Genomic DNA, 25,370 nt, shown 5'->3' with positions numbered 1-25,370 from the left:
CTGATGAATGTCCATATCTCTGATCGTTACCTTCGTAACTAACTTATGACGGTCCAAGGGTAGAAAAGAACAGCTGCCGAATAAAATCCCCCTCAGGAGCGCAGGCGAACGCTCCCCTTGCGGCAAACGAGTGGGAATAGTACAGCTATAAGCGCCGATAATCATCATTCCTGCGCAACAAAAAACAGGGTCCTCAAAAGCCCTGCTACCCGGCTTCTGAAGTACCCTGCTATCTTTAAAAGTGCATTCGCGGGGATATCCCGCATCCGCTTTACTTACTCCTTCTCCTCTTCTCCGCCTTCCGCATCCTCTTCAGGCTCAGGCGCGGGCTCGCGGTGGATGTTGATCCGGGTGATCCGCAGCCGGGTGGACTCCTCCACCTCGAAGGTGACATCGCCAACCACTACTTTTTTACCCTTGGACGGGTTGCCTTCCAGCTCCTTGAACAGCCACCCGCCGATGGAATCCACCTCGTCATCCTCAATCACGACGCCTGTGAGATCGTTGACGTCTTCAATCAGCAGCCGGCCTTCCACGGAGATGTAATCCCCGTTACGCTCCACGCTGGGGCGTTCATCCTCGAACTCGTCATGCAGATCGCCGACGATCTCTTCCAGAATCTCTTCAGCGGTCAGCAGCCCCGCAGTTCCGCCGTACTCATCTACGACCAGCGTCAGCTGGGCCTTATTCTTCTGCATCAGCCGCAGCGCATGGCTGATCTCCATCGATTCCGGCACGTTCAGAATCGGCCGGACCAGAGAAGTCAGATCATTCTGCTGCTCTGGCGGGGCGAACAGCAGATCTGTGATATGGATGAAGCCGATAATCCGGTCCTTATCTTCTAAGGCCACCGGATAACGCGAATGCTTCGTTTCCGTGATAATCCGCATATTCTCTTCCAGCGAAAGATTGCTGTACAGTACATCCATATCGGTACGCGGCAGCATCACCTCACGGGCCAGCAGGTCCGAGAATTCGAAGATGTTATCCATCAGCTTCATCTCATCCTGATCAATGACCCCGCTCTTCGCGCTCTGATTCATCAGAATGCGAATTTCCTCCTCCGAATGGGCAGCCTCAGCTTCACTGGCCGGCTCCACGCCGAATAGTCTCAGCAGAGCGTTCGCTGACGCATTCAGCACCCAGATGAAGGGCAGAAACAGATTATAGAAGAACATCAGCGGAGCGGACAGCAGCAGTGCCGAGCCTTCTGTTTTTTGGATAGCCAGAGATTTCGGTGCGAGCTCCCCCAGCACAATATGTAAAAAGGTAATAATGGAAAAACCAATGATCACAGATACCGTAGAGATTAACGTCTGATCTGTAACGCCTAGCTGGTACATCAGAGGTTCCACAAGCAGCTCAGAAATGGCCGGCTCTCCGACCCAGCCGAGTCCAAGCGAGGCGAGTGTAATCCCGAACTGGGTAGCTGACAGATACGAATCCAGCCGTTTGTTGACCTTCAATGCATATCCGGCCATTTTGTTACCTTCGCTGACGAGTTGGGTCAGACGAGACTGTCTGACCTTGACCAGCGAGAACTCCGCCGCAACGAAGATCCCATTTAATAATACGAGCACCAGAACGAGCAAAAGATTAAGCACTAATCTTCCTATGTCAAATTCCGTATGCACTATAATAACGCCCCATTTCTACAAAGTGATCGCTTTTCTTGTTTTGAAATCGACCCCAGGATAATACATATCGGCTACAAGCAGGTTAGGTCCGCAGCAGCCTGCTGCATCACAGTAACAGTTCACTTGCTGATTCAAGGGATGCTTAGTCTGCCACTCGGTGAAAATGTCATCCAGCTTCGAGCTGCTGATATTGCCAAAAGCGGATATGTCGGCAAAGTCCGTTACAAAGACATCGCCCGTGAACAGGTTCACATTGACCCGGTTTCTTCCGTCCGGGTCATTGCGCAGTGTTACATTCTTCTCGCTGCGTAGTCTGTGCAGCAGCTTCTGGTCTTCCTCCACGAAGCTGCAGGCGAAGAACGGCAGCGTGCCGAACAGCATCCACATCTCCGGGTCACGATGATCAAGCAGGGAATGAATGGCAGTATTCATCTCCCGGAGCGACAGCACAGGCAGCTTCGAGGCGAAGCTGGATGCGTACATCGGGTGTACCTCATGCCGTCTTGCCCCCATGTCCCCGATCAGCCGGTGAATCTCGGGAAGCTTAGTATGTGTACGGTAGTTGATCATCGACTCGGCGGAGATCAACATCCCGTCACTGCTCAGGCGGCGCGAATTCTCCAGCATCGTGTCATACAGCCGGTAGGCGGCCTCCTTCGAGACCGGATGCCCGCTGTTGGCGAAGCCCACCTCATGGAAGTCATCGCCGTTCACATAATTGAACGAGATATGCATGACATCAAGATAAGGGAGCAGCTGCTCATAGCGGGAATACGGCATGGTCAGATTGGAGTTAATCTGTGTACGGATGCCCCGCCCCCGTGCATATTTCAGCAGCGGAACGATGGTATTCTCCACCGTTCCGGCACGGAACATCGGCTCCCCGCCTGTAATGCTGATAGTCTGCAGATGCTCTACCTCCTCCAGACGCTTCAGCATATTGGTTAAAGGAAGCAATTCCCCCTCTTTCATCGTGAGGCTGTCGCCGACAGCACAATGCTCGCAGCGCATGTTGCATAGATTCGTAACCGTCATCTCCACACTGGTCAGCACATGCTGTCCGTACTCACGGAGCGAAGTAATCGGGTCCCACGGATCATACTCCGGCGACAGCTCTTTTACAGGGATTATAGATGATGGCTCTAATATACTCATTTCTTAATGCTCCTTTAATGCTTATTCCTTATTATTAACCCAAAACAAAAGAAAAAGAACGATAACTTATGCTATATCATACCACGACTACTCAAAAAAACAGCAAGGCGGAGAATACAGCTCCGCAATTTCTGCAGGGTGCCCATATTCTCTCCTCGCTGCACAGAACATCTATCCGGTACTTTTCACTACAGGTTCTCCCCCGTCCGTCACATCCACAATGACTACAGAAAGAGCTTTGCTGAGGTCACGCTCATAGGGCGTTACGGTTTCGCCTTCGGGTCCATTCAGCACCCGGACAACAGGCCGATGCGGCGTGCTGGGATCAATCTTGACCACCACACCGCTCTCGCCGGAGCTGAGCCTCACCGTAAGCCCCAGCGGATAGATGGCCACGCGGTCTCTGAATAACTCCAGCTGCTTCTGCTCGTACAGGGTTCCCGAACCGACATACAATGCTTCTACCGCCTGATGGGGCAGCATCGCTTTTTTGTAGATCCGGTTGGAGGTCATCGCATCATAGGAATCTGCTACGCCCAGCCACTTCGCATATTCATGGATCTGCGGACCCGTCAGGCCGCGCGGGTAGCCGGAACCATCAATCCGTTCATGATGCTGCAAGGCACAGTGAGCCGCCAGCAGAGGAATATTCGGTTCTTCCTTGAGGATACGGTATCCGATCTCGGTATGCGCCTGCATATGGCGAAATTCCTCGTCGCTGAGCATGCCGGGCTTCTGTACAATTTTGACAGGAATCTGCGTCTTGCCGATATCGTGCAGCAGCGCACCGAGTCCGATGACCCGCAGCTCTTCTTTGCTGTAGCCATGGGCAATGCCCAGCACTAGCGTATACAAGCATACGTTCAGGGAATGGACATACAGGTAATTGTCAGCCGTGTGCATGTCAAGCAGCATAATCATCGGGTCCTCCTGCAGCGACATGTCGTCGAGGATCGAGTCCATGATCTTGGAGAATTTCTTGTCCAGATGATAGAAGCCTTTGGTAATCCCCGAGGCGCCCGACATCTGCTGGAACTGGTTCCGGATCACCTTGAGCGCCTGATTGCGCGTTTCATCCTGCAGCATTCCATGGATCACAATATCCTCCGTGAGCGAATCCTCAATATAGATATAGCCGATATCGATTCTGGCGAGCCGCCTGATCAAGGCATCGGTAAGCTCCACTCCGTCCGCAAGCAGAACCAGCCCTTCATCATTATATATTTTTTTACCCAGCTTCATTCCCGCCTGAAGCCGATTCATCGATACTAGACGCACCTTGGCTCACTCCTGCCTTTAACGGTAAAATTGCTTTTCTGTGATGCCAAGCTGAGGATCAACGCATAATAAACAGCCAAAAGGCGGCTGCAAGGATAAAGCGGTAGATAGCAAAATGCGTCGGTCTGATCTTCTGGATCATTCTCATGAACAGAACCACCACCACATAGGCCACGATGAAGGAAATAATGAAGCCGATGACAAAATACCCGATCGTCTCACTTGTGAAATTCTTGTACGAATCCAGCAGCTCATACCCCGAGGCCGCGCACATAATGGGAATCGCGATGAGGAAGGAGAAGTCGGCTGAGGCCTTGTAGCTCACCCCGCTCAACATCCCCCCGGAAATGGTCGAGCCGGAGCGGGAGAATCCGGGCCACAGTACGGAAATAATCTGAAACAGTCCGATCGACAATGCCTGCCCGTAGGACAGATCATCCAGATCATGCGCCGTCACGCGGATCTTGCGTGTGTTGACCCATTCGGCAATGATCATCAGAATACCGCCTGCTACCAGCGCCCAGAGGACGGTGGATGCCCCGAAGAGGCTTTTGATAAAGTCCCTTGCAAAAAAAGCTACAGCGAGCGCAGGCACGATACCCAGCAGCACATGAATCAGGTTCAGACGCGATGCCGGCATTACGCCTCCTCTGTCTCTGCGGCCGAATCCGAGCAGGTTCACAATCCGCTGGCGGTAGACCAGCGCAATCGCCAGAATGGCCCCCAGCTGAATCACGATCTCATACGTCTTCATAATCGAATCCTGCTCGTTGAAGCCTAGTAGCTTAGTTGTTAGAATCATGTGTCCCGTCGAAGAAACCGGAATGAACTCCGTGATTCCTTCCACAATTGCCAGAATAATGGCTGTAATTGTATCCATATTACTCCTCCTGATCTATTCAATGAAATCGGTACAGCGGGTACTATCCATATTGATAAAACAGGGTGTGATCATCAGGTGGATTCCCTCTCCCAGCGAACAGCTTCACTCTCATCCAGACTCCCCGGCCGCTGAAGCTCCATCCGCAGCAGGTCGCGCAGGAAATGAGGCAGCAGATACACCGCCTCCCGGCCATTCGCTATACTCTCATAGCCCGTGCGGAAAGTAAACATGTCCAACGTACCCACACTATAAACCTTCGTATCCTCCAGCATCTCCCCGCCAGCAAAAATTGCAATACCGTTATCATAAGGCATGACCCTTGGATCGTACAAGATTTTTAATCCGTCCACGGCCAGAGTGCCCAGCACCTCTCCCCGGAAGCCGTATCCGTAGATGACCTTATTCCGGAACTCTGCCATCAGACTCTGTTCCAGTGCGGTGCGGATATCCTTGCCTGTGAGCTGTACAATACAAGGATTAATCGGTGAAGGACATAAGGCATGCAGCATGCCTGCGGTGATGTTGCCCTCCGGCAGCGGCCCGAGCAGCTGGCCTGTATTGACCAGCGAGATGGGGCTGCCTGTAAAGTGGCGGACCGCCTGTGCCAGCAGGTTGCCAAAAGGAGACTCCCCCTGCAGATCCAGCGGGAGCATGCGGTCGCTGATGGCAACCGTCTCCTGCAGGGCCTCCCGGGCGCGCTGTAGATGGATTGCTGCCGCCGGAGCAATCATCTCCTCTGTCAAGGCAGGACCGACTTCCGTGCAGCCTCCTTCTGCCAGGCGAAACGTTTCATCCGGCTGCTCCCGCTCGAAGACCACCCGTCCGGCGTACCGGCCGAATTTGCCGGCGCCGCAGACGGCTGTCCCGTTAATCATCTGCGGCTGCTCCAGCATATGGTGGGTGTGCCCGCCCAGAATGGCATGCACGCCTTCGAGCTTCTCTGCCAGCTTCTGGTCTGCGGGCAGCCCCAGATGAGACAGGATGATCACGATATCCACCTGCGGGGCAAGTAGCTGAACCTGCTCACGCAGCGCTTCTTCCGGGTCCAGCACATCCCAGCCAAGCAGGGAATAGAAGGAGGTGAACGCTGCCGTAGCACCGGTCAGCCCAATCTTGATTCCGTCCTTTTCCAGAATGGCATGGCGCTGCATCCAGTGCGGCGGCTCACCCGTTGCGGACTCCAGGAAATTACAGCATACTACAGGACACTGGATGCCTGTGAATATGGCTGAGAGCATCTCTTTGGAGAAGGTGAGGCCCTCGTTGTTACCGATGGTGACCGCATCGTATCCGGTCAGATTCATAATATCGATGTTGGCCTGTCCCATCGTGCCTTCCGTCTCGACAGCAGCGCGGTCCATATGATCGCCGATATCTAGCAGCAGCACCGGCTCCTCGCCTGCCGCAGTCTTCATGGCTGATATCACAGCCGCGAGCGGACTCATCATTTCAAAGTGGCTATGTATATCATTGGTATGAATAATGGTTAATCTTTGCGGCCCAGGCTTCATAAGCTGGCTTCCCTCCCACTTGTACAGCCGTTTATAGAGTAAGCGGCAGGCTTGTGCTGTTCTAGAGTTAGCATAACATTTTCAGACTCAATATGGTATATTGTAATCATTATTAGCTGTCCTTAGCTTAAGTCCAGAAAGGGTGAATGAAGCATGCATCTATCCATCCGGCTGTTCGCCGGGCTGGCCGAAATCATCGGCTCCTCTACGCTGGTCTTCCATGCCCACGAGTCCCCATTGACAGCCGGCAGATTGAAGGAACTCCTCTCCGCCTCCTATCCCGCTGCCGCGCCGCAGATCGCTGTATCCCTGGTTGCCGTTGATCAGGAATATGCGCCTGATGATACGGATATTACCGAAGGCTCCGAGGTGGCCTTCATTCCCCCCGTATCCGGCGGTTAACCTCACCGCTCTCCTTCCGCGAATCTGCACAGCTTCAGAGCAAGGTAGGACCAGCGGGTTGCACAATCCGCAAGCAACAATCAGTACTCTTACACCATTGAATATTGCGGCCTTTGTTGCTATGCTGTAAAAAATTGCTATAGTAAGGTGGCCTAGTCATTGAGAGTACACGTAATGGATCTAAAACCGGGTGATCATCTGCGGATGGATACCTTCAGTTCTCGCGGGCTGCATGTACTCCCTAAGGGATCACGGCTGCAAATGGAGGAAATCGCCAAGCTGATACAGCACGGCGTTGATTATGTGGATATTGACACGGTACAGGAAGAGCCCGCCCCTTCCAGCCGCACCTCAATCATTCAGGCCGCAACCAGCAGCTTCGATACCACGATTGACGGTTTTGAGTCTCTATATATGGAAGCGCTCAGCAAGGGCAGCTTCAATCAGTCCGTAGTGGATGATATTCTTCAGCCGACCTTATCCTCGCTAGACAAACACAAGGATGTTGTAACACTCCTGCTGCTGCTGGACCGGGAGGATAATTATACCTATAACCATTCCCTTCAGGTTGGCATGCTTTCGTATTATCTGGCTACGTGGCTCGGCTATTCCAAGGCAGAGTGTTATGAGATCGGGCGTGCGGGATACCTGATTGATATCGGCAAATGCCGCATCTCCCCTGCGATTCTTAACAAACCCGGCAAATTAACGCCTGCTGAATACGAAGAGATCAAATTACATACGGTATACGGGTACGAAATCATACAGAATTCCATGAATGATCCTTTCACAGCTCTGGTTGCCTTGCAGCATCATGAACGTGAGGACGGCTCCGGTTATCCCCGGCAGCTGACTAAGACAGATATTCACCCTTACGCCCAGATTGCAGCCGTTGCGGATATTTACAGTGCCATGACCACTAACCGGGTCTATCAGTCCAAGCAGGAGCTGATTTCCGTGCTGCGCGAGATCAACTCCCTCAGCTTCGGCAAGCTGAACGGCAAACCGGTCCAGGCCTTCATCAATCATCTGATGCCTAACTTCATCGGAAAGCGCGTCCTGCTGAGCACCGGTGATATGGGTGTCATCGTGATGAACAATCCGCTGGATGTCTTCCGTCCGCTTGTGCAGAGCGAAGGCAAGTTCCTTGACCTGTCACGCGAACGCAAAATTGCCGTCGTTGAGATTTATATGGAGTAGTGAGTAGCTTTACCTGAGCATTTTCCACACAAAAGGGCTGTCCCGAGTGAGCCATTAATTGGCCAAGCCGGGACAGCCCTTATTCGCGGGTAATATGACAGTAGTTATAACCCCAATAATTTTACCGGATGAGTGTGAGCAGCAGTTCGCCGCTAGGCACTTCCGTTCCTGTGCTCTTAAGCACATCGAGGTATTGTGCCGAGTTGGTCACAATCACCGGTGTCGCGGTTACAAATCCGGCTGCACGGATGGCTTCGAGGTCAAATTCAAGCAATAGCTGACCCTTGACCACCTTGTCGCCTTCCTTCACTTTTTTGGTAAAATGCTGACCCTTAAGCTTCACGGTATTAACACCGACATGAATCAGCAGCTCTGCGCCGCTATCCGATGTGATGCCTATGGCATGGCCTGTCGGGAATACAGTAGTTACCGTACCGTTCACAGGGCTGGTCAAGATGCCTGAAGAAGGCTCAATGACAATGCCCTTGCCCATAGCGCCGGAAGCAAAAGCTTCGTCAGGCAGGGTGTCGAGCGGCTGCAGCGTTCCGGCCAGCGGGCTTACAACCAGTTCTTTATCAATCAGCGTCGGTGTAGTCGTACCCGAGGTTCCGCCTGGGTTAACCGATGCCGCAGCTTCTGTCTCAGGCTCCTTGAACCCAAGAACTAACACCAGTACAGCGGACAATACAAATGCTACCAGTATACCAATGACTACCCAGACAAATCCTGTGCCGAAATACGTCGGCAGGGCCAGCAGACCCGGCAGCGAGAAGGATAATGCTCTTGCGCCGCCTGTTGCAATAATTGCACCGCCGATAGCGCCGGAGATACAGGCGTAGATGAACGGTTTTTTGAGCTTCAGAGTGACTCCATAAATTGTTGGCTCAGTAATCCCGAAGACTGCAGATAGTGTAGAAGAACCGGCGAGCGCCTTAAGCTGCGGGTTCTTCGATTTCAGGAATACGCCGAAGACTGCCCCGGCCTGTGACAGCACTGCTGCACTGAGAATCGGCAGCATCGTATCGTGTCCAATTGTAGCAATGTTGCTGAGCATGATCGGCACGAAGCCCCAGTGTACACCAAAGATAACGAATACCTGCCAGAACGCCCCGGCAATGGCTCCGGCCACAAGCGGACTGAGATTGTAGAGCCAAGTATAACCGGAAGCGAGTCCGTCACTGATCAGTGAACCTACAGGTCCGAAGGCCAGGAACGTAAGCGGAATAACAATGAGCAGTGCGAACATGGGAACCAGAATGTTCCGGACCGACTCATGAATGAAGGAACGGAACCATTTTTCCACATAGGATTGTACCCATACCGCCAGAATAATCGGGATTACACTGGAGGAATAATTGATGAGAACAATCTTGATCCCCAGGAAGTGCAGCGGGTCAGGTGAGCCTACGGCCGCAACGACAGCGGGATAGATCAAGGCTCCGGCGATAGCAATGGACACGAACTGATTCGCCTTGAATTTACGCGCTGCCGTAACAGCCAGGAATACAGGCAGGAAGTAGAATACGCTGTCGGCAGCTGCATTAAGGATCATGTAAGTTCCGCTGGTGGCGTCAATCCACTTCAGGGACAGAATCAGAGCCAGCAAGCCTTTGAGAATCCCTGCCCCGGCCAGTGCACCCAGAATCGGTGAGAAAATGCTCGAAATGATGTCCACCGCTTTGCCCAGAACTCCGGTGCTTTCCGAGCTCTCGTCGCTGCCGCTTTTCTCCGCATCCTGAAGTGAGGTTTCCTTCATAATCTGCTCGAATACCTGGCTGACATTGTTGCCGATGACCACCTGGAATTGCCCGCTGTTCTCCACTACTGTAATGACTCCCGGAGTTTTCTCCAGCGCTGCTTTATTGGCTTTGCTGTTATCCTTCAGCTTGAATCTTAAACGTGTGGCACAATGGAAGACGGAATTCACATTCCCTTCTCCGCCAACGAGTGTAATGATTTGTTTGGATAAGTCTTTGTTACTCATGTGAGTTTGCTCCTTTTTGACAATCTGTATTATAAGCATCGCTGCAGAGGCGATTTGTGCCAGCAATGTTCTATCTTTCCCCTCTGCAAACAAGAAAAACCTGAACTCAAGGCAAAAGAGGCGTCCGTACACGCTATTTTGCCATCAGTTCAGGTTTTGCCTGCATTACCAGTTACACCCTGCCCGATGAAAATATGAAATTATAGAGGATGGTTGTTGATGTTACGCGTTACTCCAGACTATTGCGGTCCGTTACACGCTGGATGTGAATGGTCAGATAGACGTATTCATCCTTGCTTAAGCTCTGTCCATGGGTCTTCTCCAGATATTCATTGATCTTGCCCACGCATTCAAAAGCCTTGACATAGGTCTGCCTCACCTGGTTATACAGAAACTCCTCACCGCTGTTGTTCGTCTCCTTCTTCAAAATCCGCATGGAAAAATACTGCAGATGGGTCAGAAACCGCGAGTAATTCAGCGAATTCTCATCCAGTACCACCTTATAATGATAGGTAACGATGTTCAGAATATTCTGAACGATCTCCGTCATCTTAATGGTAGACCTTACCTCAGTGCCATCCATTCTGGCGTTGACCAGATGCAGGGCAATGAACCCGGCTTCATCTTCACCAAGCGCAAGACCCGTAGTCTCCTCAATCATCTTCAATGCATCCAGCCCGATCCCGAATTCCTTTTTGTAAAAACGTTTGATTTCAAACAGCATCGCATTCTTCAGCAAAATTCCCTTCTCGAAACGCTGCAGCGCGAAATGAATGTGATCCGTCAGCGTCAGATAGAGATTATCGCTTAGTTCCGTGCGCAGCACTTCATTGGCATAGGTTACGATTCCGCTCGCCAGCTCCAGATGAACCACCGGAATATCATTCAACAGCTCGGTCAGCCGGGCTGTGAATTCATTCTCGTTCAGCAGAAAAATCTTGTCCACCTTGGCAGGATCAACATAATCACCCGCAACCTTATTGAAGGAAATTCCTCTGCCCATCACAATAACTTCCTTGCCCTTCTGGTTCTTGGTCAGGAGCACATTATTGTTCAGCACCTTTTCGATAATCATCTCTATTTCACCCCCTGACGCTTAGTTTGTACAAAAAAAGCCTAAGTTGATCCCAATATCATTCATAAAATGATACTCGCATCAGCTTAGGCATTGCCCGCGTTACCGGTCACAATCCTGTATTACTGCTATTGTAGCATAAATAAAAGCGATTTCAAGAACTTTATTTATTCTAATGATTTGAATATTCAAATTAGACATCATTCTGGTTTGAAACCGCATCTTCAGGGTCACGCTAAAAGCAGACAGTAATACAAGGAGGAGATAATTATGCTTGCGGTTCATCAGCGCCTGGCTGAACTGTACACTCTGAGTCTGAAGCGGCCGCTGGCTCCGGCTGAACAAGACGAGCTTCAGCACTGTCTGCATATCAACACTGTCTATTGCTGGGAGATGGCACGCCTCCATATGGAAGGGCTGCTGGCAGCTGATACACAAGACACCGCCTGGCAGCAGGAGATTAGCGCACAACTATTGGAGGTCCGGGTAAGCGGCAGGTCCGGCAAACGGCCGGGGTAGCGCTTAAATAATAAAAAAAGAAGCAGCCCCTCCCTCACATCGGGGACAGGCTGCTGCATGTGCTTCTATAAGAAGCGGAACTGCGCTTCAATCAAACCGTTATAGATGCCGTCGTGCTTGGTAAGCTCGGCATGGTTGCCTTCTTCTTTGATCTCGCCATGATCCAGCACCACGATCTTATCCGCATGGCGGATGGTGGAGAGCCGGTGGGCAACGATGAAGGAGGTCCGGCCCTGAAGCAGCAGCTTCAGCGCTTCCTGAATCTTGATCTCCGTCTCGGTATCAATACTGGCTGTCGCTTCATCCAGGATCAGAATCCGCGGATCAGCCAGCAGCGCCCGGGCGAAGGACAGCAGTTGACGCTGCCCCATGGACAGTGCACTGCCGCGCTCCTCTACCTCGGTATCATAACCCCCTGGCAGCTTGGTGATGAAATCATGAGCATCTACGGCCTTGGCGACCTCTTCGATCTCTTCGTCGGTTGCATCCAGCCGCCCGAAGCGGATGTTGTCGCGGATCGTTCCCGAGAAGATGAAGGTATCCTGCAATACAATCCCGATCTGTTCGCGCAGACTCTGGAGAGTAACCTCGCGGATATCCCGGCCGTCAATCGTAATGTGGCCGCTCTTAATATCATAGAACCGGCCAATCAGGTTGATGATTGTGCTTTTGCCGGAGCCGGTATGCCCTACAAGAGCGATGGACTGGCCTGCTTTGACATCCAGATTGATGCCTTTGAGTGCCGCACGGCCCTTCTCATATTCAAACACTACATTATTAAAGTGAATATCCCCTTGAATCTTGGATAGCGGCGTTGCTCCCGGCTTATCCTGAACCGCAGGCTGCTCATCGAGATACTCGAAGATCCGCTCGGAGGAAGCCATCGCAACCAGCAGCTGATTATACATCTGTCCCAGCCGGTTGATCGGGTCCCAGAAGTTGCTGACATAGCTGCTGAAGGCCACCAGAGTACCAATGGTAAGCTCTCCGGATTGAATCAGGTAAGCCCCGAACCAGAAAAGAATCATCGTTCCGAAGCCGCCGGTAACTTCAATAATAGGGCCGAACCCCTGGTTCATAGCGGATGCTTTGTTCCAGGACTTCCGGCTGTCCATATTCATGGCATCGAAATAATGCATATTCTCTTCTTCCTGGGTGTAGGCCTGCGTTACGCGAATCCCTTGTATCGACTCGTTAAGATGGGAGTTGATCCGGGAATTCTTCATCCGCACATCCTGCCAGGCGATTCGGATTCTCTGCCGCAGCTTAGTCGAGATCAGGAACATAATGGGAACGGTAACCATCACCGCCAGCCCCAGCTTCCAGTTGATCAGCAGCAGAATAACCATGATGCCCAGCAGCTGCACACAGTCAATCATCAGATTGACCACGCCGTTCGTGAACAAGTCCTGCAGGGAGTTGATGTCATTCGTTACCCGGACCAGTACCGAGCCTGCAGGCCGTTTATCGAAGAAGTTGAAGGACAGCTTCTGGATATGCCGGAACAGGTCCGAGCGCAGGTCATAAATCACCCGCTGGCCGATCACATTCGTATATTTGATCCGGTATACGCCGGCGATCCATTGGATCAGATACAGGATGATCACACTTGCCGTTAACGTATAGAGCAGCGTCAAGCTGGTGTTTCCGTCTTTTGGAGCAATGGCTTTATCAATCGCCATACTGGTCAGGAACGGAACCGTAAGCTTGGTAATGGTGCCCAGAATCATCATAATGGAGACAAGCGGAAGCATCTGCTTCGCGTATGGCTTCATATAACCGAACAAGCGGGTGAACTGCCTCCAGTCAAAAGCCTTGTCTATCACATCATCATCTTTATAGATAAACCGTTCTTCAAGCGTCTGTTCCTCCACTTTACTATTGTCAGTCTCTACTGCGCCCTCTGCGGTCTTCTTGGAGGTCTGAAGGTTCATGCCGGATCACCCGCCTCTCGTTCATTATCCCTGGCTAAATAATCGGCGTACTGAATCCGGTACACATCCTGATAAGGTCCCGGGACGGCGATCAGTTCCTGATGGGTGCCCTGCTGGACCATTTTCCCTTCATTCATCACAATGATCTGATCGGCATGACGCAGAGAAGATATGCGGTGGGCAATAATCAGGGTCGTCCGTCCGCGCATAACCTCCTGGAATCCGGCCTGAATCTCATGCTCCGTCTCCATATCAACCGCACTGGTTGCATCATCCAGAATAAGAATCCGCGGATTCTTCAGCAGTGCGCGGGCAATGGCAATCCGCTGCTTTTGGCCGCCCGAGAGACCCATTCCCCGCTCACCGACTACGGTATCGTAGCCTTCCGGCATCTCCATAATGAAGTCATGCGCCTTCGCCAGCTCGGCGGCACGGATGATCTCATCCATGCTGACATTTTTGAGTCCATAAGAAATATTATTGCGGATCGACGACGAGAACAGGAAGGTCTCCTGGAATACCGTCGATATCTGCGAGCGCAGACTGCGGACCTGGAATTCACGGATATCCACTCCGTCGAGCTTGATACTTCCTTGATTCACATCATAAGCCCGCATCATAAGCTGGGTGATGGTGGACTTCCCGGACCCTGTTCCGCCAAGGAATCCTATGACCGCACCGGGCTCGGCATGGAAATGAATATCCTTGACCGCCGGCATTTTGTTCCCGTAAGCGAAGGTGACATGGTCGAACTCCACCTCACCTTTCACTTCTGCCTGTACAAGCTCGCGGGCATTCTCTTGATCCCGGACATCGATTGTCTGATTCAGCACTTCCAGCACACGTTCACCAGAGGCTTTGGACTGGGTATAGTTGTTGATGTGGAACCCTAGTCCCCAGACCGGGCCGATGATGTACCAGATCAGGCTGAAGAACGCAACCAGCTCACCCAGCGACATCTGCTTGTTGATAACCAGCGTACCGCCGACACCCAGCAGGATCGCTACACTGACCGAAGCCAGCAGCTCCATGAACGGGAAGAATTTACTCCACAGCTCGGCTGCAAAAATCTGATTGTCTTTATAACGTTCATTACGGTGTGAGAATTTCTCAACTTCGTAGGCCTCTCTGGCAAACGATTTGACCGTTCTTACACCGGTGACATTCTCCTGTACTGCCGTTGTCAGGGAACTTAACGCCAGGCGCATCTCCTGAAAGGCCGGATGAATCTTGGATTCAAATCTGAGTGCTACTCCAGCCAGGAACGGCATAGTGATCAGAGTAACCAGCGTCAGCTGCCAGTTGATGGTAAACATCATAATGGAGCCGAACAGAACCATGAAAAACACGTTCAGCAATTGGGCAAATCCGAAGCCGATGAACATCCGGATTGCTTCCAAATCCCCGGTCAGCCGGGACATCAGGTCACCTGTCTTCGCCGTATCATAATACCGGAAGGACAGAAACTGCAGCTTCTCATAGCAGGCATTGCGCAGCCGGTAAGCCAGGAAATTCCCCAGCCGTCCGCCGAAAAATCCATGGGCAAACTGCAGGCACGCCTTGACGATAATGACAGCAAGCACACTGAGAGCGAGAACGGGCACCTCAGTAAACTTTAGGGGAATAATAACATCATCGATCAATCTCCTTAACAAATTGGGGGTAATAAGCCCCACTGCAGTTGCGGCCGCCAAACATACAATCGATAGAATCAAATAGTGCAGCTTCTCCCGATAAAAGCCCCGCAGTTGCCTGAGAACATCCATATCTCTCCTCCTTAAAGCTTTACGAAGTAAAGCCTTCGTAAGCATAAACTTAGTCCCATTCAGCAACCTTCCACATCTTAACCCACCTTTTTTTAACGCTTTCAATTTAGGGACTTTAAGCAGTTTATCATCCATAATTTAATGCGGCAAAGGGGATAAACCTCCGTTTTCCTCTCTTTTCGGAAAGAACAGGGCCTAAGCAGGCGGAAAAGGACGCCCTTCGTTTTAATTGCTGCTATTTCCTCGCAAATACTGCTCAATTAAGATATAGCAAGATTCAGCGCTTGCGAAGAGTCCTTAAGCCACCTGTATAAAGGGATATTATGTATAATAATCACAAGCTCCGTATAAAAAAACGTGCCCGCAGATCCTCGACCAGATTGCGTCAAGATTCTGTGGACACGCGCAGGATATTACTGGATGAATGGAAGAAGCTTCAGGTTACCCGATGCTTCCTTCCATTTCAAATTTGATCAATCTGTTCATCTCAACTGCGTACTCCATCGGCAGCTCTTTGGTGAACGGTTCGATGAAGCCCATGATAATCATCTGGGTGGCCTCGGCTTCGGAGAGGCCGCGGCTCATGAGGTAGAAGAGCTGCTCTTCAGACACCTTGGAGACGGTAGCTTCATGCTCAAGCACAATGTTATCGTTCATGATCTCATTGTAAGGAATCGTGTCCGAGGTGGACTCGTTATCCAGAATGAGCGTATCGCATTTGATATTGGATTTCGCGCCTTCTGCCTTACGGCCGAAGGAGGCGAGTCCACGGTAAGTGACCTTCCCGCCGTGCTTACTGATCGACTTGGATACGATGGTTGAGGTGGTATCCGGTGCTAAGTGGATCATTTTGGCGCCGGCATCCTGATGCTGGTTCTTGCCCGCTACTGCGATGGACAATACAGAACCCTTGGCTCCACGGCCTTTAAGAACCACCGCCGGATATTTCATCGTCAGCTTGGAGCCGATGTTGCCGTCTACCCATTCCATGGTGGCATTCTCTTCGGCAACCGCACGTTTGGTTACCAGGTTGTAGATATTCGGTGCCCAGTTCTGAATCGTTGTATAACGGACACGGGCATTCTTCATGCAGAGAATCTCAACCACTGCACTATGCAGAGAGTTCGTGCTGTAGATCGGGGCAGTACAGCCTTCAACGTAATGCACGAAGCTGTCTTCATCTGCCAGAATCAGCGTACGCTCGAATTGTCCCATGTTCTCAGAGTTGATGCGGAAGTAGGCCTGCAAAGGAACTTCACATTTCACGCCCTTCGGAACATAGATGAAGCTGCCCCCGGACCAGACGGCACTGTTAAGTGCGGCGAACTTGTTGTCAGCCGGCGGAATGATCGTACCGAAGAACTTCTTGAACAGCTCAGGATGATCACGCAGTGCAGAATCGGTATCCGTGAAGATTACACCCTGATCCTCAAGGTTCTTCTGCATACTGTGATAGACTACCTCGGATTCATACTGTGCAGAGACGCCGGCCAGGAACTTCTGCTCCGCTTCCGGAATCCCCAGCTTGTCGAAGGTCTCTTTGATCTCGGAAGGAACCTCTTCCCAAGTCTTGCCCTGCTTCTCTGAAGGTCTAACATAATATTGGATATCTTCGAAATCCAGATCATCCAGATTGCCGCCCCACTGTGGCATTGGCATCTTGCGGAACTGCTCCAGGGATTTCAGCCTGAATTCCAGCATCCATTCCGGTTCGTTTTTGATTGCGGAGATTTCCCGGACGATTTCTTCCGTGAGTCCTTTACCAGACTGAAATATCGACTTGTGCTCGTCACGGAATCCATACTGGTATTCCTCCATATCAGGCGCTTTCTTAGCCATGGTGTCAGCCTCCTCGTTTGTAATGTTATTGCTGAGCTTCTTTCGTATCTATACCTTTGCGAAGCGCGTTCCAGGCCAGAGTGGCACACTTGATCCGCGCAGGGAATTTGTTCACACCGGACAAGGCTTCAATATCTTCGTAGTCTCCGAAATCCGCTTCTTCACCCTTCATCAGAGAGGAGAAGCTGTCCGCCATCTCAAGCGCATGCGCTATCGTCTGGCCTTTGACCGCTTCCGTCATCATCGAAGCCGACGACATACTGATGGAACAGCCTTCGCCGCTGAAACGGGCATCCTGGACGACGCCGTCCTCCACCTTAAGCTGAAGCGTAATGCGGTCGCCGCAGGTAGGGTTGTTCAGCTCAATCTTCAGAGCGTCATCTTCAAATGAACCACGGTTCCGGGGATTTTTGTAATGATCCATAATTACGCGTCTATACAAGTCATCCAAGTTCATAGCTGAAGTACTCCTTTGCCTTGATTAAAGCTTGAACCAGCAAATCTACATCCTGTTCTGTATTGTACAGGTAGAAGCTGGCCCGGGCAGTGGAACTAACCTCCAGCCAGCGCATGAGCGGCTGGCAGCAGTGATGTCCCGCACGTACAGCAACGCCTTCGGCATCAAGTACTGTGGCTACATCATGCGGGTGGACATCCCCAAGGTTGAAGGTAACTACCCCCACCTGACGGTTGCGGGGACCGTAGATCGTCAGATCGCTGATCTCCGAGAGGCGCTGCTCCGCATAAGCGGCAAGCTGCATTTCATGGCGGTGGATCTCATCCATACCGACCTCCTGGAGAAAATCAATCGCTGCCCCTAAGCCGACGGCACCCGCAATAATCGGTGTTCCGCCTTCGAACTTCCACGGCAGCTCCTTCCAGGTGGACTCATACAGCCCGACATCATCGATCATCTCGCCACCGAATTCAACCGGCTCCATGGCTTCCAGCAGTGCCTTCTTGCCATAGAGCGCACCGATACCGGTAGGTGCAAGCATCTTGTGCCCGGACAATGCGTAGAAATCGCAGTCCAGGTCCTGCACATCCACCTTCATATGCGGTGTGCTCTGCGCCCCGTCCACAACGATTACTGCGCCGTTCCGGTGGGCAATCGCTGCAAGCTCTTTGATAGGATGGGTAACCCCCATGACATTGGATACATAGGCTATGGCTACGATCTTGGTCTGAGCGGTAATCGTCTGCTCGGCATCCTCCAGTGTGATCGTCCCGTCCTTCTGCAGCGGCAGGAATTTCAGGGTTGCCCCGGTGTTCTTGGCCAGCTGCTGCCAGGGAATGAAATTGCTGTGATGCTCCATCTGGGTAATCACGATCTCATCCCCTTCCTTCAGGACGGAAGGGCCGTACGAGGAAGCTACAATATTAAGCGCAGTCGTTGTACCGCGTGTGAAGATGATCTCTTTCACGCTGCGGGCATTGATGAAATTCTTCAGCTTCTCCCGGGCGCCTTCATAAGCATCGGTTGCCCGGCTTCCCAGGGTATGAACCCCGCGGTGCACGTTCGCATTATCCCATTCATAATAAGACTTGACCGCGTCAATGACTTGACGCGGCTTCTGGGAAGTTGCCGCACTGTCCAGGTAGACCAGCGGATGGCCGTTAATCTCCTGATTCAGTATGGGAAACTGCTCCCGGATTATGCTGCTAATCATTGGCCTAACTTCCTTTCCACAAGAGATTGGAGCTGATTGCGCAGTCCCTCCAGTGGAATTTGCGACACTACAGGAGCAAGGAAGCCGTAAATGATCAGTGTTTCTGCGTCATGCCGCGATATTCCCCGGGACATCAGGTAGTAGACTTGCTCGTAATTGACCTGTCCTACGGAAGCGGCATGGCCTGCTGTTACATCATCTTCATCTATAAGAAGAATCGGGTTAGCGTCACCGCGTGCCTTAGGGCTTAGCATCAGAACCTTCTCCGTCTGCTGTCCGTCAGCTCTGGTGGCGCCTTTCTCGATCTTGGTGATTCCGTTAATAATCGAAGTCGCCGAATCCCGCATCACAGCACGGGTAATCATGTCACTTGGTGTGTTTCTGCCGAAGTGCTGGGCTTGAGTAGTATAGCTCAGCTTCTGCGAACCGGAGCCTACAGCGATTACCTTCGCATCCGAACTCGATCCGTTGCCCTTCAGGATCGACTTGGTGTCGCTGGCCGTATCACCATAGTTCATCTCACCGATAATCCATTCAATGGTGCCGTCATTCTCCACAACGGCGCGGCGGTAAGTCACATCCGTAGTATCCTGCCCCAGCTGATGTACAGTAGCGTATCTTACAGTGGCACCTGCACCTACGAATACTTCAACGGCGCCGTTATGCAGACCCGCTTCAGTCTTATCTGATACGTAGTTATCCACGTAGGTCAACGAACTGTTAGTATCGGCAACAATCAGAATATGCGGTACGAAGGCAGCTTCAGCGTCATCCGTGAGCAGGACCGCCTGCAGCGGAGACTCGATGACGACATTCTTCGGAACATAGAGGAATACCCCGCCGTTCCATAAGGCTGCATGCAGTGCTGCGATAGAATGCTCTTCAGGCAATACTGCCTTATGCAAATAACGCTGAACCAGGTCTCCATGCTCTCTGACTGCAGTCTGCAAATCGGTGAAAATCACGCCTTGCGCAGCCAGCTCCGGAGCCAGACGGGCATATACTGCCCCTGAATTCCGTTGAATAATCAGGCTGCCTTCTTCTTGCCCCTCAATCAGTCCCGCAATGGAGGCCGGCGCTTCGCTAAGTGATGCAAAAGCCGTACTTGTCTTAAATTCTCCATAGTTGTTGATATTCCAGCGGTCAATCCGTGTCTTCTCCAGCTTCGGCAGGTCAAGCCCTGCGGCAAGCTCCAGAGCCTTCAAACGGCTGTCCTTCAGCCAGCCCGGTTCGCCGCTGCTCTGCGACCATGCGCTGAGCTGCTGTGCATCCACGGGAAGAATGGTTTGCGTCGTCATAAGTGGTTTCCTCCTTCCAGCGTTTCTAAGCTTCTTGTCCTACAGTTTCGTCTTCGATGCCGAGTTCTTCCTTAATCCATTCATAACCATCTGCTTCCAGTCTGTGGGCCAGCTCAGGGCCGCCGGATTTGACAATCCGTCCCTGCATCATGACATGCACATAGTCAGGTTTGATGTAATTAAGCAAACGCTGATAGTGGGTAATGATCAGGAATCCGCGTTCCGGACTGCGCATGGTGTTCACACCATCGGCAACAATTTTGAGTGCGTCGATATCAAGGCCGGAGTCAATTTCGTCAAGAATGACGATCTTAGGGTCCAGCATCATCATTTGCAGAATTTCGTTACGTTTCTTCTCCCCGCCGGAGAAGCCCTCATTCAGATAACGGTGCAGGAATTCAGGGTTCATATCCAGTTCTTTCATCTTGGCTTCCATCTGGCGGATGAAGCGGATCAGTGAGATCTCACTGCCTTCTTCACGGCGCGAGTTAATCGCACTGCGCAGGAAGTCGGAGTTCGTCACTCCGCTGATTTCACTTGGATACTGCATGCCGAGGAACAGACCGGCGCGGGCGCGCTCATCCACTGCCATCTCCAGCAGATCTTCACCTTCAAGCGTAGCTGTACCTTCTGTAACCACATACTTGGGATGACCCATCAGAGCTGAGGCCAGTGTACTTTTACCAGTACCGTTCGGTCCCATCACGGCGTGAATTTCCCCGCCCTTCATCTGAAGGTTGATCCCCTTCAGAATTTCTTTTCCTTCAATCGTCGCTTTCAGTCCCTCAATGACAAAATCTGCTGCCATAATTATTATTCCCTCCATTGATCGATTTGCGAAATCAGAAAGTTGTATTGTCACAGGTTAACCCTGATTACAAGCAATTAGATTTTATATCACATTATAATTATTATAAAGTGAATCAGGATGATTATCAATGATTCTCACTAATTTTATTACATCGGCCCTTTTTAATCAAATTAATAAATGGTTATCTTCACTGCGGGAGAACGAAACCCGGAATTTGAATATCGCTTAGGTTCCCCTGCTTCAAGCACTGCGACGATCCGTTCCAGTGGACGAAGCCCGAAGGACTCACACTGCTTCCGGTCATAGCTCCATTCTGGAATCCTGCGGCGTATGTGCCACCCTTCGGACTGGGCCAGCAGTTGAAAATTCTGTATCAAGCTGCACACCGCCGCATAATCCTCGTTCTGCTTGTGTGGGTCCGTCTCTTCTCTGGCTACGACCAGAAGGAATGGCGGTGAAGGTGCCTCTTCAGAGAACAGCTGTTTGCCTGTTGCCTCTGTCTTATCCCCCGTCACATAGATGAACCGCCAAGGTTCTCTCATGCCGTCATTCGGCGCCCAGACCGCCTCGTTCAGCAGCCTCAGGACGTTGTACGCGGAGAAAGGGGTGGTGTCCGCAAGCTGGCTGCTGTCTTCACCGATGGTAGTCCAGCTCCGTTCTGGCGGTGTTCTTTTTCGTCCTCGCGGCACTTTGTCGAAGTAGCCTATTTCCAAAATCCCGGCAAACCTCTCTCCTTCACGCCAGCCGATGAGCTTATAGAATGATTCGCTTAGAATCACGGGATCTGTGTACCACAGCATACCCAGTCCTTGTTCCCATCCCAGAAGCTGAAAAGTCTGCATGATGCTGCAGACCGCGGCGTAATTCTCGTCCCGCTCCCGCTCTGTGCCGGCGGACTCGGCAATGAAGATCACATGAGCGGGAGTCCCCGTGATTTGCTTTTTCAGAAGCTCTATCATTGGGGCAGGAAGGAGCTTCCCGAGACGGCTGCCCGTCACCTTCGCGGTCATGGATTCAGTCAGCTCTTCACGGGACTCAGGGGTGCCAAAGTAAAGACAGCGCCAGTGCGGCGTTCCTTCAGCCTCGTATAAGCCAGCTGCTTCGTTCAGCAGGGCAACAATCCGTTCTTGTTCAACATGTGCAGCGCTGAATCTCCTAATAGTCCGCCGTTCTCTAACGGTAGTGAACACATCCTTCATCTTCATCCCCCCAAAATATCGTTTGGTGTCCAATAATTAATATTGTTTACCAGTTAACTATATTTTGAATGAAATACGATGTCAAATGGTTTCATTTAATTTAAAACCAGTGTTCTATTATAAATAACTTGTCTGTACAGTTAGTTTACACGTTAATAATTTCGAGTTAGAATAAAGATACTTCTACAGAAAGGAGATGTTAAGCCCTATGCATTCTTCTGAAGGACTTAAGCGGCTGCTGTATGATCGGTTTCTCCACCTCTCCCATTTAGTTGAAGAGACCTTTGCAACCGAAATGGATGCATTTACGGATCTCACACGGAAGCACGGAATTACTCTCACTTCAACCAGCTTGACCAGTATTCATGTCATCGACTGTATCGGCAAGCACGAGCCTGTGAACAGCACTACCATTGCAGAGGCCATGAAATTGTCCAAGGCAAGCATCACTAAGATCAGCGCCAAGCTTCTCCAGGATGGCTGCATTAAGCGGAGCCGGATGAATGACAACAAGAAAGAAATCTACTTCAGCCTTACTCCTAAAGGCAGACAGCTCTTTGAACTCCACGCCCGGATGCACGAGAACCTGGAGCAAAAGTTCATCGAGAAAATGAGTGAATTCTCGGAACCGGAGATGCAGGCTTCACTGAAATTCATTCAAATGATGATTGATGAGAATACAACGCTTCACCTAACTCTTAGTGACTTCGAGTAGAAACGGCTACGCTGTCCTTTTAAAGGACGGCATTCGTTCCAAATGAAATCCTTATCATTGGAAAATAAATAAAGTCTCCCTCCAGGGAGACTTTATTCCTATAGTTGAAATTATTCTGCTAATTATCCGGCAATCAGCCCAGGAAAGCGCGCAGCATCCACTGGTTCTTCTCCAGGTCCGTACGGATCTTGATGAACAGGTCCGCTGTCGGCTGGTCGCTGATTTCTTCAGCCAGCTCGATGCCTTCTGTCAGTTCTTCCGCTACTGTAGCGAAATCCTCGATCAGTGCCTGAACCATACCGCGGGCATCTTCTTTGCCTGTAGCTTCCTGAATGGTAGAAAGCTCCAGATATTCTTTCATAGTTGCTGCAGGGCTGCCTTTGATACTCAGCAGGCGCTCAGCCACCTCGTCCATTTTGAGTGTAATATCATCGTACAGCTCTTCGAACTTCACATGCAGGGCGAAGAACTGCTCACCCTTCACATACCAGTGATAGTTATGCACTTTCACATACAATACGTTCAGGTTGGCCACCTGACGGTTAAGTACCTGTTCCAATGAGCTTGTGTTTACTTTGTTTGATGCTTTAGCCATGAGTTGATCCCTTCCTTATCCATGAATTTAGCCGGCTGCTTGTCCATTGTCCGGCCTTGCAGTTGTCTATTCTTCATTTACCCTTTTGCCTGGAGCGCGAAACAAGCTTGACGCCGGACAAGCCTTATTCCCCATCCGCCGATTGCAAGCTTCTGTCCTAATCCGTAGGATGAACCAAGCGAGCGCCAGTTATGCTAAAATACACGGTTCAAAGGCAGAATAAAGTCAGGCAAGGGGCCCGGTGGCTCCTTGCCTGACATCTCACCTCTATGCACTTACATCATTAGCAGCAAGGCCTCTGCACCGCTCATGCCCGGCACAATTCCCAGCTTCTCCGCTTCTATAGTTACAGACTCCAGCGGCGCGGCCAGTAGCTGAGGAAGCGTACGCACCCCGACAGCCCTTGCGGCAATAATCTGCCGGTCACTCAGCACTTCATTCAGCAGCCCTATATCCAGCGCTCCGCACATGATGTAACCCTTGCTTGTGCTGATGCTGAGCAGCGTAGTTTTGGGCAGCTTGACCTCCACACCTACAAGAACATGATCGCCCACCTGTACGGGCTCTAACGTTACCATTTTTGCAGCACCTCCCTTTTTCGCATTTACGTTGTAGGTTATGCTTCCGGTTCTGGCCGCGTGTGGACGATGGTCCTAGTTCCCGGATAAATAAGAGGGCCGTAAGTCCTTATTTCTATACAGGGGGGTATATAATTTCCGCTAATTAAATGATATAGTTTATATACTAATTTAATTAAAGAAATCGTGACTAACGATTACGCTGGGGGATTAATGGATAAGAAACTACAACACACCGACGGCAACTATCTTTTCAATGTCGACATCCTGATTAATGCCCGTACGAACCCGCTTGCGCTGCAGTTCCTGCTTGAAGTGTTGAATGCCAGCGACAAAGTCACTGATTTCAACATCAACTCCGGGCTGGAGCTTGGAAGAGCCATTGACCATCTGCTGAAGTCGGCTAAGATGGCTCTGAAGAACGACACCTACACACCCGCTCCGGTGGCGGTGAAATTGCCGGACAAGCCGGCAGACCCTCCAGCAGCCAAGCCTGCGGAGAAGCCTGTAGCGAAGAAGCCGCCAGCAGCACCCGTAGAAACACCCGCTGATGTATTCGGCAAAATCAGGCTATACATTCAGAATAACCAGCTCGTCCGGCTGCGGGCGAACCGGCATGGCAAGCAGGTATCCATGCCCTGCCGTATTCTGAACTTTGACGAAACGGAGAATTCGCTAAGTGTATACCATGTGGACGAGAAGCAGGTCTACACCTTCATGCTTAATGAAATCGATGAATTCCTGTAAGACAAAGAAGCACCCGCTCCGGGTTCCCCGGGGCGGGTGCTTCTTTGTCTTAAGGTTATTGCGGCGAATCCACTACTCCTGCCGCATTTCACTTTTTGCGCGAGAATGCCTCCACAGCCAAGCAGATCCAGCCCGCAATGAAGCATACGCCACCCAGCGGAGTGATCGCTCCGAGAACCTTGATACCGGAAATACTTAGGATGTACAGGCTGCCTGAGAACAGGATCACCCCGGCAATCATCAGCCGCCCTGCCCAGCGCAGACGTACACTTTCGCCCCACTGGCCTGCCGTCAGCCCGATAAGTATCAGCGCCAGCGCATGGAACATATGATACTGGACACCCGTCTCGTACACCTGCAGGTAGTGTTCACTGATTACTGGCTTCAGGATATGCGATCCGAACGCGCCGATGGCAACGGACAGCATCCCCAGCAAGGCTCCCCAGCCTATCAATATTCGTTGCATGGATACACAGCTCCTTCCCTGAGTTGAACTTCTCCTATCTTAACGTATCTGCTCTGTCTATTGCCAGCCGCAGGTCCTGCATAGCTTATGCCCTGAAGACTTGCATTT

Annotated in this window: 23 protein-coding genes; 5 read left to right on the top strand and 18 right to left on the bottom strand. The window is 51.3% G+C overall.

Annotated elements, in window-relative coordinates; translation table 11 throughout:
• Positions 1-275: 275 nt before the first annotated feature.
• The 5 genes from NST43_RS07805 to NST43_RS07785 all read right to left on the bottom strand — a co-directional run bounded on the left by NST43_RS07805 (position 276) and on the right by NST43_RS07785 (position 6,464).
• Positions 276-1,640, bottom strand: coding sequence for a hemolysin family protein (locus NST43_RS07805; RefSeq protein ID WP_339225366.1), 1,365 nt, complete (start codon positions 1,638-1,640; stop codon positions 276-278).
• Between the two features lie 12 nt (positions 1,641-1,652).
• Positions 1,653-2,792, bottom strand: a complete 1,140-nt coding sequence (yfkAB, locus tag NST43_RS07800) for a radical SAM/CxCxxxxC motif protein YfkAB (RefSeq protein ID WP_339223561.1) — start codon at positions 2,790-2,792, stop codon at positions 1,653-1,655.
• 171 nt (positions 2,793-2,963) lie between these two features.
• Entirely contained in the window at positions 2,964-4,070 is a 1,107-nt protein-coding gene (locus NST43_RS07795; protein ID WP_209991280.1) for an HD-GYP domain-containing protein, read from the bottom strand.
• A 58-nt stretch (positions 4,071-4,128) separates the two neighbouring features.
• Positions 4,129-4,950, bottom strand: coding sequence for an undecaprenyl-diphosphate phosphatase (locus NST43_RS07790; RefSeq protein ID WP_339223559.1), 822 nt, complete (start codon positions 4,948-4,950; stop codon positions 4,129-4,131).
• A gap of 74 nt (positions 4,951-5,024) precedes the next feature.
• Entirely contained in the window at positions 5,025-6,464 is a 1,440-nt protein-coding gene (locus tag NST43_RS07785; protein WP_209991284.1) for a bifunctional UDP-sugar hydrolase/5'-nucleotidase, read from the bottom strand.
• A 153-nt stretch (positions 6,465-6,617) separates the two neighbouring features.
• On the opposite strand from NST43_RS07785, the gene NST43_RS07780 reads away from it, so the two are divergent.
• Together NST43_RS07780 and NST43_RS07775 are read left to right on the top strand one after the other, a co-directional pair.
• Complete coding sequence (locus tag NST43_RS07780; RefSeq protein ID WP_209991286.1) at positions 6,618-6,866, top strand: MoaD/ThiS family protein; 249 nt, start codon at positions 6,618-6,620, stop codon at positions 6,864-6,866.
• Between the two features lie 159 nt (positions 6,867-7,025).
• Positions 7,026-8,066: an HD-GYP domain-containing protein gene (locus tag NST43_RS07775; protein ID WP_209991288.1), complete on the top strand. Its 1,041-nt coding sequence runs from the start codon at positions 7,026-7,028 to the stop codon at positions 8,064-8,066.
• 121 nt (positions 8,067-8,187) lie between these two features.
• On the opposite strand, the gene NST43_RS07770 is transcribed toward NST43_RS07775, so the two are convergent.
• Entirely contained in the window at positions 8,188-10,050 is a 1,863-nt protein-coding gene (locus NST43_RS07770; RefSeq protein ID WP_339223555.1) for a beta-glucoside-specific PTS transporter subunit IIABC, read from the bottom strand.
• Positions 10,051-10,279: 229 nt separating this feature from the next.
• On the bottom strand, positions 10,280-11,125 hold the full coding sequence (locus tag NST43_RS07765; RefSeq protein WP_209991291.1) for a PRD domain-containing protein: 846 nt from the start codon (positions 11,123-11,125) through the stop codon (positions 10,280-10,282).
• Positions 11,126-11,395: 270 nt separating this feature from the next.
• On the opposite strand from NST43_RS07765, the gene NST43_RS07760 reads away from it, so the two are divergent.
• Complete coding sequence (locus NST43_RS07760) at positions 11,396-11,644, top strand: hypothetical protein (protein WP_173138591.1); 249 nt, start codon at positions 11,396-11,398, stop codon at positions 11,642-11,644.
• Positions 11,645-11,709: 65 nt separating this feature from the next.
• On the opposite strand, the gene NST43_RS07755 is transcribed toward NST43_RS07760, so the two are convergent.
• The 8 genes from NST43_RS07755 to NST43_RS07720 form a co-directional block, all read right to left on the bottom strand.
• Positions 11,710-13,578, bottom strand: a complete 1,869-nt coding sequence (locus tag NST43_RS07755; RefSeq protein ID WP_339223553.1) for an ABC transporter ATP-binding protein — start codon at positions 13,576-13,578, stop codon at positions 11,710-11,712.
• Complete coding sequence (locus NST43_RS07750; RefSeq protein ID WP_209991293.1) at positions 13,575-15,344, bottom strand: ABC transporter ATP-binding protein; 1,770 nt, start codon at positions 15,342-15,344, stop codon at positions 13,575-13,577. Before NST43_RS07750 ends, NST43_RS07755 begins: the two co-directional genes overlap by 4 nt.
• A 441-nt stretch (positions 15,345-15,785) precedes the next feature.
• Positions 15,786-17,183: a Fe-S cluster assembly protein SufB gene (sufB, locus tag NST43_RS07745; protein ID WP_209991295.1), complete on the bottom strand. Its 1,398-nt coding sequence runs from the start codon at positions 17,181-17,183 to the stop codon at positions 15,786-15,788.
• Positions 17,184-17,208: 25 nt separating this feature from the next.
• A complete protein-coding gene (gene sufU / locus NST43_RS07740) occupies positions 17,209-17,640 on the bottom strand; it encodes a Fe-S cluster assembly sulfur transfer protein SufU (protein WP_173138597.1) in 432 nt (143 codons plus the stop codon).
• Positions 17,627-18,853, bottom strand: a complete 1,227-nt coding sequence (locus tag NST43_RS07735; protein WP_339223549.1) for a cysteine desulfurase — start codon at positions 18,851-18,853, stop codon at positions 17,627-17,629. Before NST43_RS07735 ends, sufU begins: the two co-directional genes overlap by 14 nt.
• A complete protein-coding gene (gene sufD, locus NST43_RS07730; protein ID WP_339223547.1) occupies positions 18,850-20,151 on the bottom strand; it encodes a Fe-S cluster assembly protein SufD in 1,302 nt (433 codons plus the stop codon). The genes NST43_RS07735 and sufD overlap by 4 nt, the downstream gene beginning before the upstream one ends.
• Positions 20,152-20,176: 25 nt before the next feature.
• On the bottom strand, positions 20,177-20,959 hold the full coding sequence (sufC, locus tag NST43_RS07725; RefSeq protein ID WP_173138603.1) for a Fe-S cluster assembly ATPase SufC: 783 nt from the start codon (positions 20,957-20,959) through the stop codon (positions 20,177-20,179).
• Between the two features lie 173 nt (positions 20,960-21,132).
• Positions 21,133-22,161, bottom strand: a complete 1,029-nt coding sequence (locus tag NST43_RS07720) for a nitroreductase family protein (protein WP_339223545.1) — start codon at positions 22,159-22,161, stop codon at positions 21,133-21,135.
• A 208-nt stretch (positions 22,162-22,369) separates the two neighbouring features.
• Here NST43_RS07720 and NST43_RS07715 point away from each other — a divergent pair, with 208 nt between their 5' ends.
• Positions 22,370-22,876, top strand: coding sequence for a MarR family transcriptional regulator (locus NST43_RS07715; RefSeq protein WP_173138607.1), 507 nt, complete (start codon positions 22,370-22,372; stop codon positions 22,874-22,876).
• 133 nt (positions 22,877-23,009) lie between these two features.
• Here NST43_RS07715 and NST43_RS07710 read toward each other — a convergent pair whose 3' ends face one another.
• Both NST43_RS07710 and NST43_RS07705 read right to left on the bottom strand, forming a co-directional pair.
• Positions 23,010-23,471, bottom strand: coding sequence for a Dps family protein (locus NST43_RS07710; protein WP_339223543.1), 462 nt, complete (start codon positions 23,469-23,471; stop codon positions 23,010-23,012).
• A gap of 275 nt (positions 23,472-23,746) precedes the next feature.
• Positions 23,747-24,049, bottom strand: a complete 303-nt coding sequence (locus NST43_RS07705) for a DUF1805 domain-containing protein (RefSeq protein WP_209991309.1) — start codon at positions 24,047-24,049, stop codon at positions 23,747-23,749.
• A gap of 213 nt (positions 24,050-24,262) precedes the next feature.
• Between NST43_RS07705 and NST43_RS07700 the strand changes: the two genes are divergently transcribed.
• Positions 24,263-24,796 carry a hypothetical protein gene (locus NST43_RS07700; protein WP_339223541.1) on the top strand — a complete coding sequence of 178 codons (534 nt, stop codon included), beginning with the start codon at positions 24,263-24,265 and terminating at the stop codon, positions 24,794-24,796.
• Between the two features lie 88 nt (positions 24,797-24,884).
• Here NST43_RS07700 and NST43_RS07695 read toward each other — a convergent pair whose 3' ends face one another.
• Positions 24,885-25,262 carry a DUF423 domain-containing protein gene (locus NST43_RS07695; RefSeq protein WP_339223539.1) on the bottom strand — a complete coding sequence of 126 codons (378 nt, stop codon included), beginning with the start codon at positions 25,260-25,262 and terminating at the stop codon, positions 24,885-24,887.
• Positions 25,263-25,370 lie beyond the last annotated feature (108 nt).

The sequence above is a fragment of the Paenibacillus sp. FSL H8-0332 genome, assembly GCF_037963835.1.
Classification (GTDB): Bacteria; Bacillota; Bacilli; order Paenibacillales; family Paenibacillaceae; genus Paenibacillus_AQ; species Paenibacillus_AQ rhizoplanae.
Note: the sequence above shows the minus strand (reverse complement) of the source record. Positions and strands in the feature narration are given on the sequence as shown.

Excerpts from the sequence above, each read along its gene's own strand:
- yfkAB (WP_339223561.1), bottom strand. The coding sequence starts at position 2,792 with ATGAGTATATTAGAGCCATCATCTATAATCCCTGTAAAAGAGCTGTCG.
- NST43_RS07790 (WP_339223559.1), bottom strand. The coding sequence starts at position 4,950 with ATGGATACAATTACAGCCATTATTCTGGCAATTGTGGAAGGAATCACG.
- NST43_RS07785 (WP_209991284.1), bottom strand. The coding sequence starts at position 6,464 with ATGAAGCCTGGGCCGCAAAGATTAACCATTATTCATACCAATGATATA.
- NST43_RS07780 (WP_209991286.1), top strand. The coding sequence starts at position 6,618 with ATGCATCTATCCATCCGGCTGTTCGCCGGGCTGGCCGAAATCATCGGC.
- NST43_RS07770 (WP_339223555.1), bottom strand. The coding sequence starts at position 10,050 with ATGAGTAACAAAGACTTATCCAAACAAATCATTACACTCGTTGGCGGA.
- NST43_RS07765 (WP_209991291.1), bottom strand. The coding sequence starts at position 11,125 with ATGATTATCGAAAAGGTGCTGAACAATAATGTGCTCCTGACCAAGAAC.
- NST43_RS07760 (WP_173138591.1), top strand. The coding sequence starts at position 11,396 with ATGCTTGCGGTTCATCAGCGCCTGGCTGAACTGTACACTCTGAGTCTG.
- NST43_RS07755 (WP_339223553.1), bottom strand. The coding sequence starts at position 13,578 with ATGAACCTTCAGACCTCCAAGAAGACCGCAGAGGGCGCAGTAGAGACT.
- NST43_RS07750 (WP_209991293.1), bottom strand. The coding sequence starts at position 15,344 with ATGGATGTTCTCAGGCAACTGCGGGGCTTTTATCGGGAGAAGCTGCAC.
- sufB (WP_209991295.1), bottom strand. The coding sequence starts at position 17,183 with ATGGCTAAGAAAGCGCCTGATATGGAGGAATACCAGTATGGATTCCGT.
- sufU (WP_173138597.1), bottom strand. The coding sequence starts at position 17,640 with ATGAACTTGGATGACTTGTATAGACGCGTAATTATGGATCATTACAAA.
- NST43_RS07735 (WP_339223549.1), bottom strand. The coding sequence starts at position 18,853 with ATGATTAGCAGCATAATCCGGGAGCAGTTTCCCATACTGAATCAGGAG.
- sufD (WP_339223547.1), bottom strand. The coding sequence starts at position 20,151 with ATGACGACGCAAACCATTCTTCCCGTGGATGCACAGCAGCTCAGCGCA.
- sufC (WP_173138603.1), bottom strand. The coding sequence starts at position 20,959 with ATGGCAGCAGATTTTGTCATTGAGGGACTGAAAGCGACGATTGAAGGA.
- NST43_RS07720 (WP_339223545.1), bottom strand. The coding sequence starts at position 22,161 with ATGAAGGATGTGTTCACTACCGTTAGAGAACGGCGGACTATTAGGAGA.
- NST43_RS07715 (WP_173138607.1), top strand. The coding sequence starts at position 22,370 with ATGCATTCTTCTGAAGGACTTAAGCGGCTGCTGTATGATCGGTTTCTC.
- NST43_RS07710 (WP_339223543.1), bottom strand. The coding sequence starts at position 23,471 with ATGGCTAAAGCATCAAACAAAGTAAACACAAGCTCATTGGAACAGGTA.
- NST43_RS07705 (WP_209991309.1), bottom strand. The coding sequence starts at position 24,049 with ATGGTAACGTTAGAGCCCGTACAGGTGGGCGATCATGTTCTTGTAGGT.
- NST43_RS07700 (WP_339223541.1), top strand. The coding sequence starts at position 24,263 with ATGGATAAGAAACTACAACACACCGACGGCAACTATCTTTTCAATGTC.
- NST43_RS07695 (WP_339223539.1), bottom strand. The coding sequence starts at position 25,262 with ATGCAACGAATATTGATAGGCTGGGGAGCCTTGCTGGGGATGCTGTCC.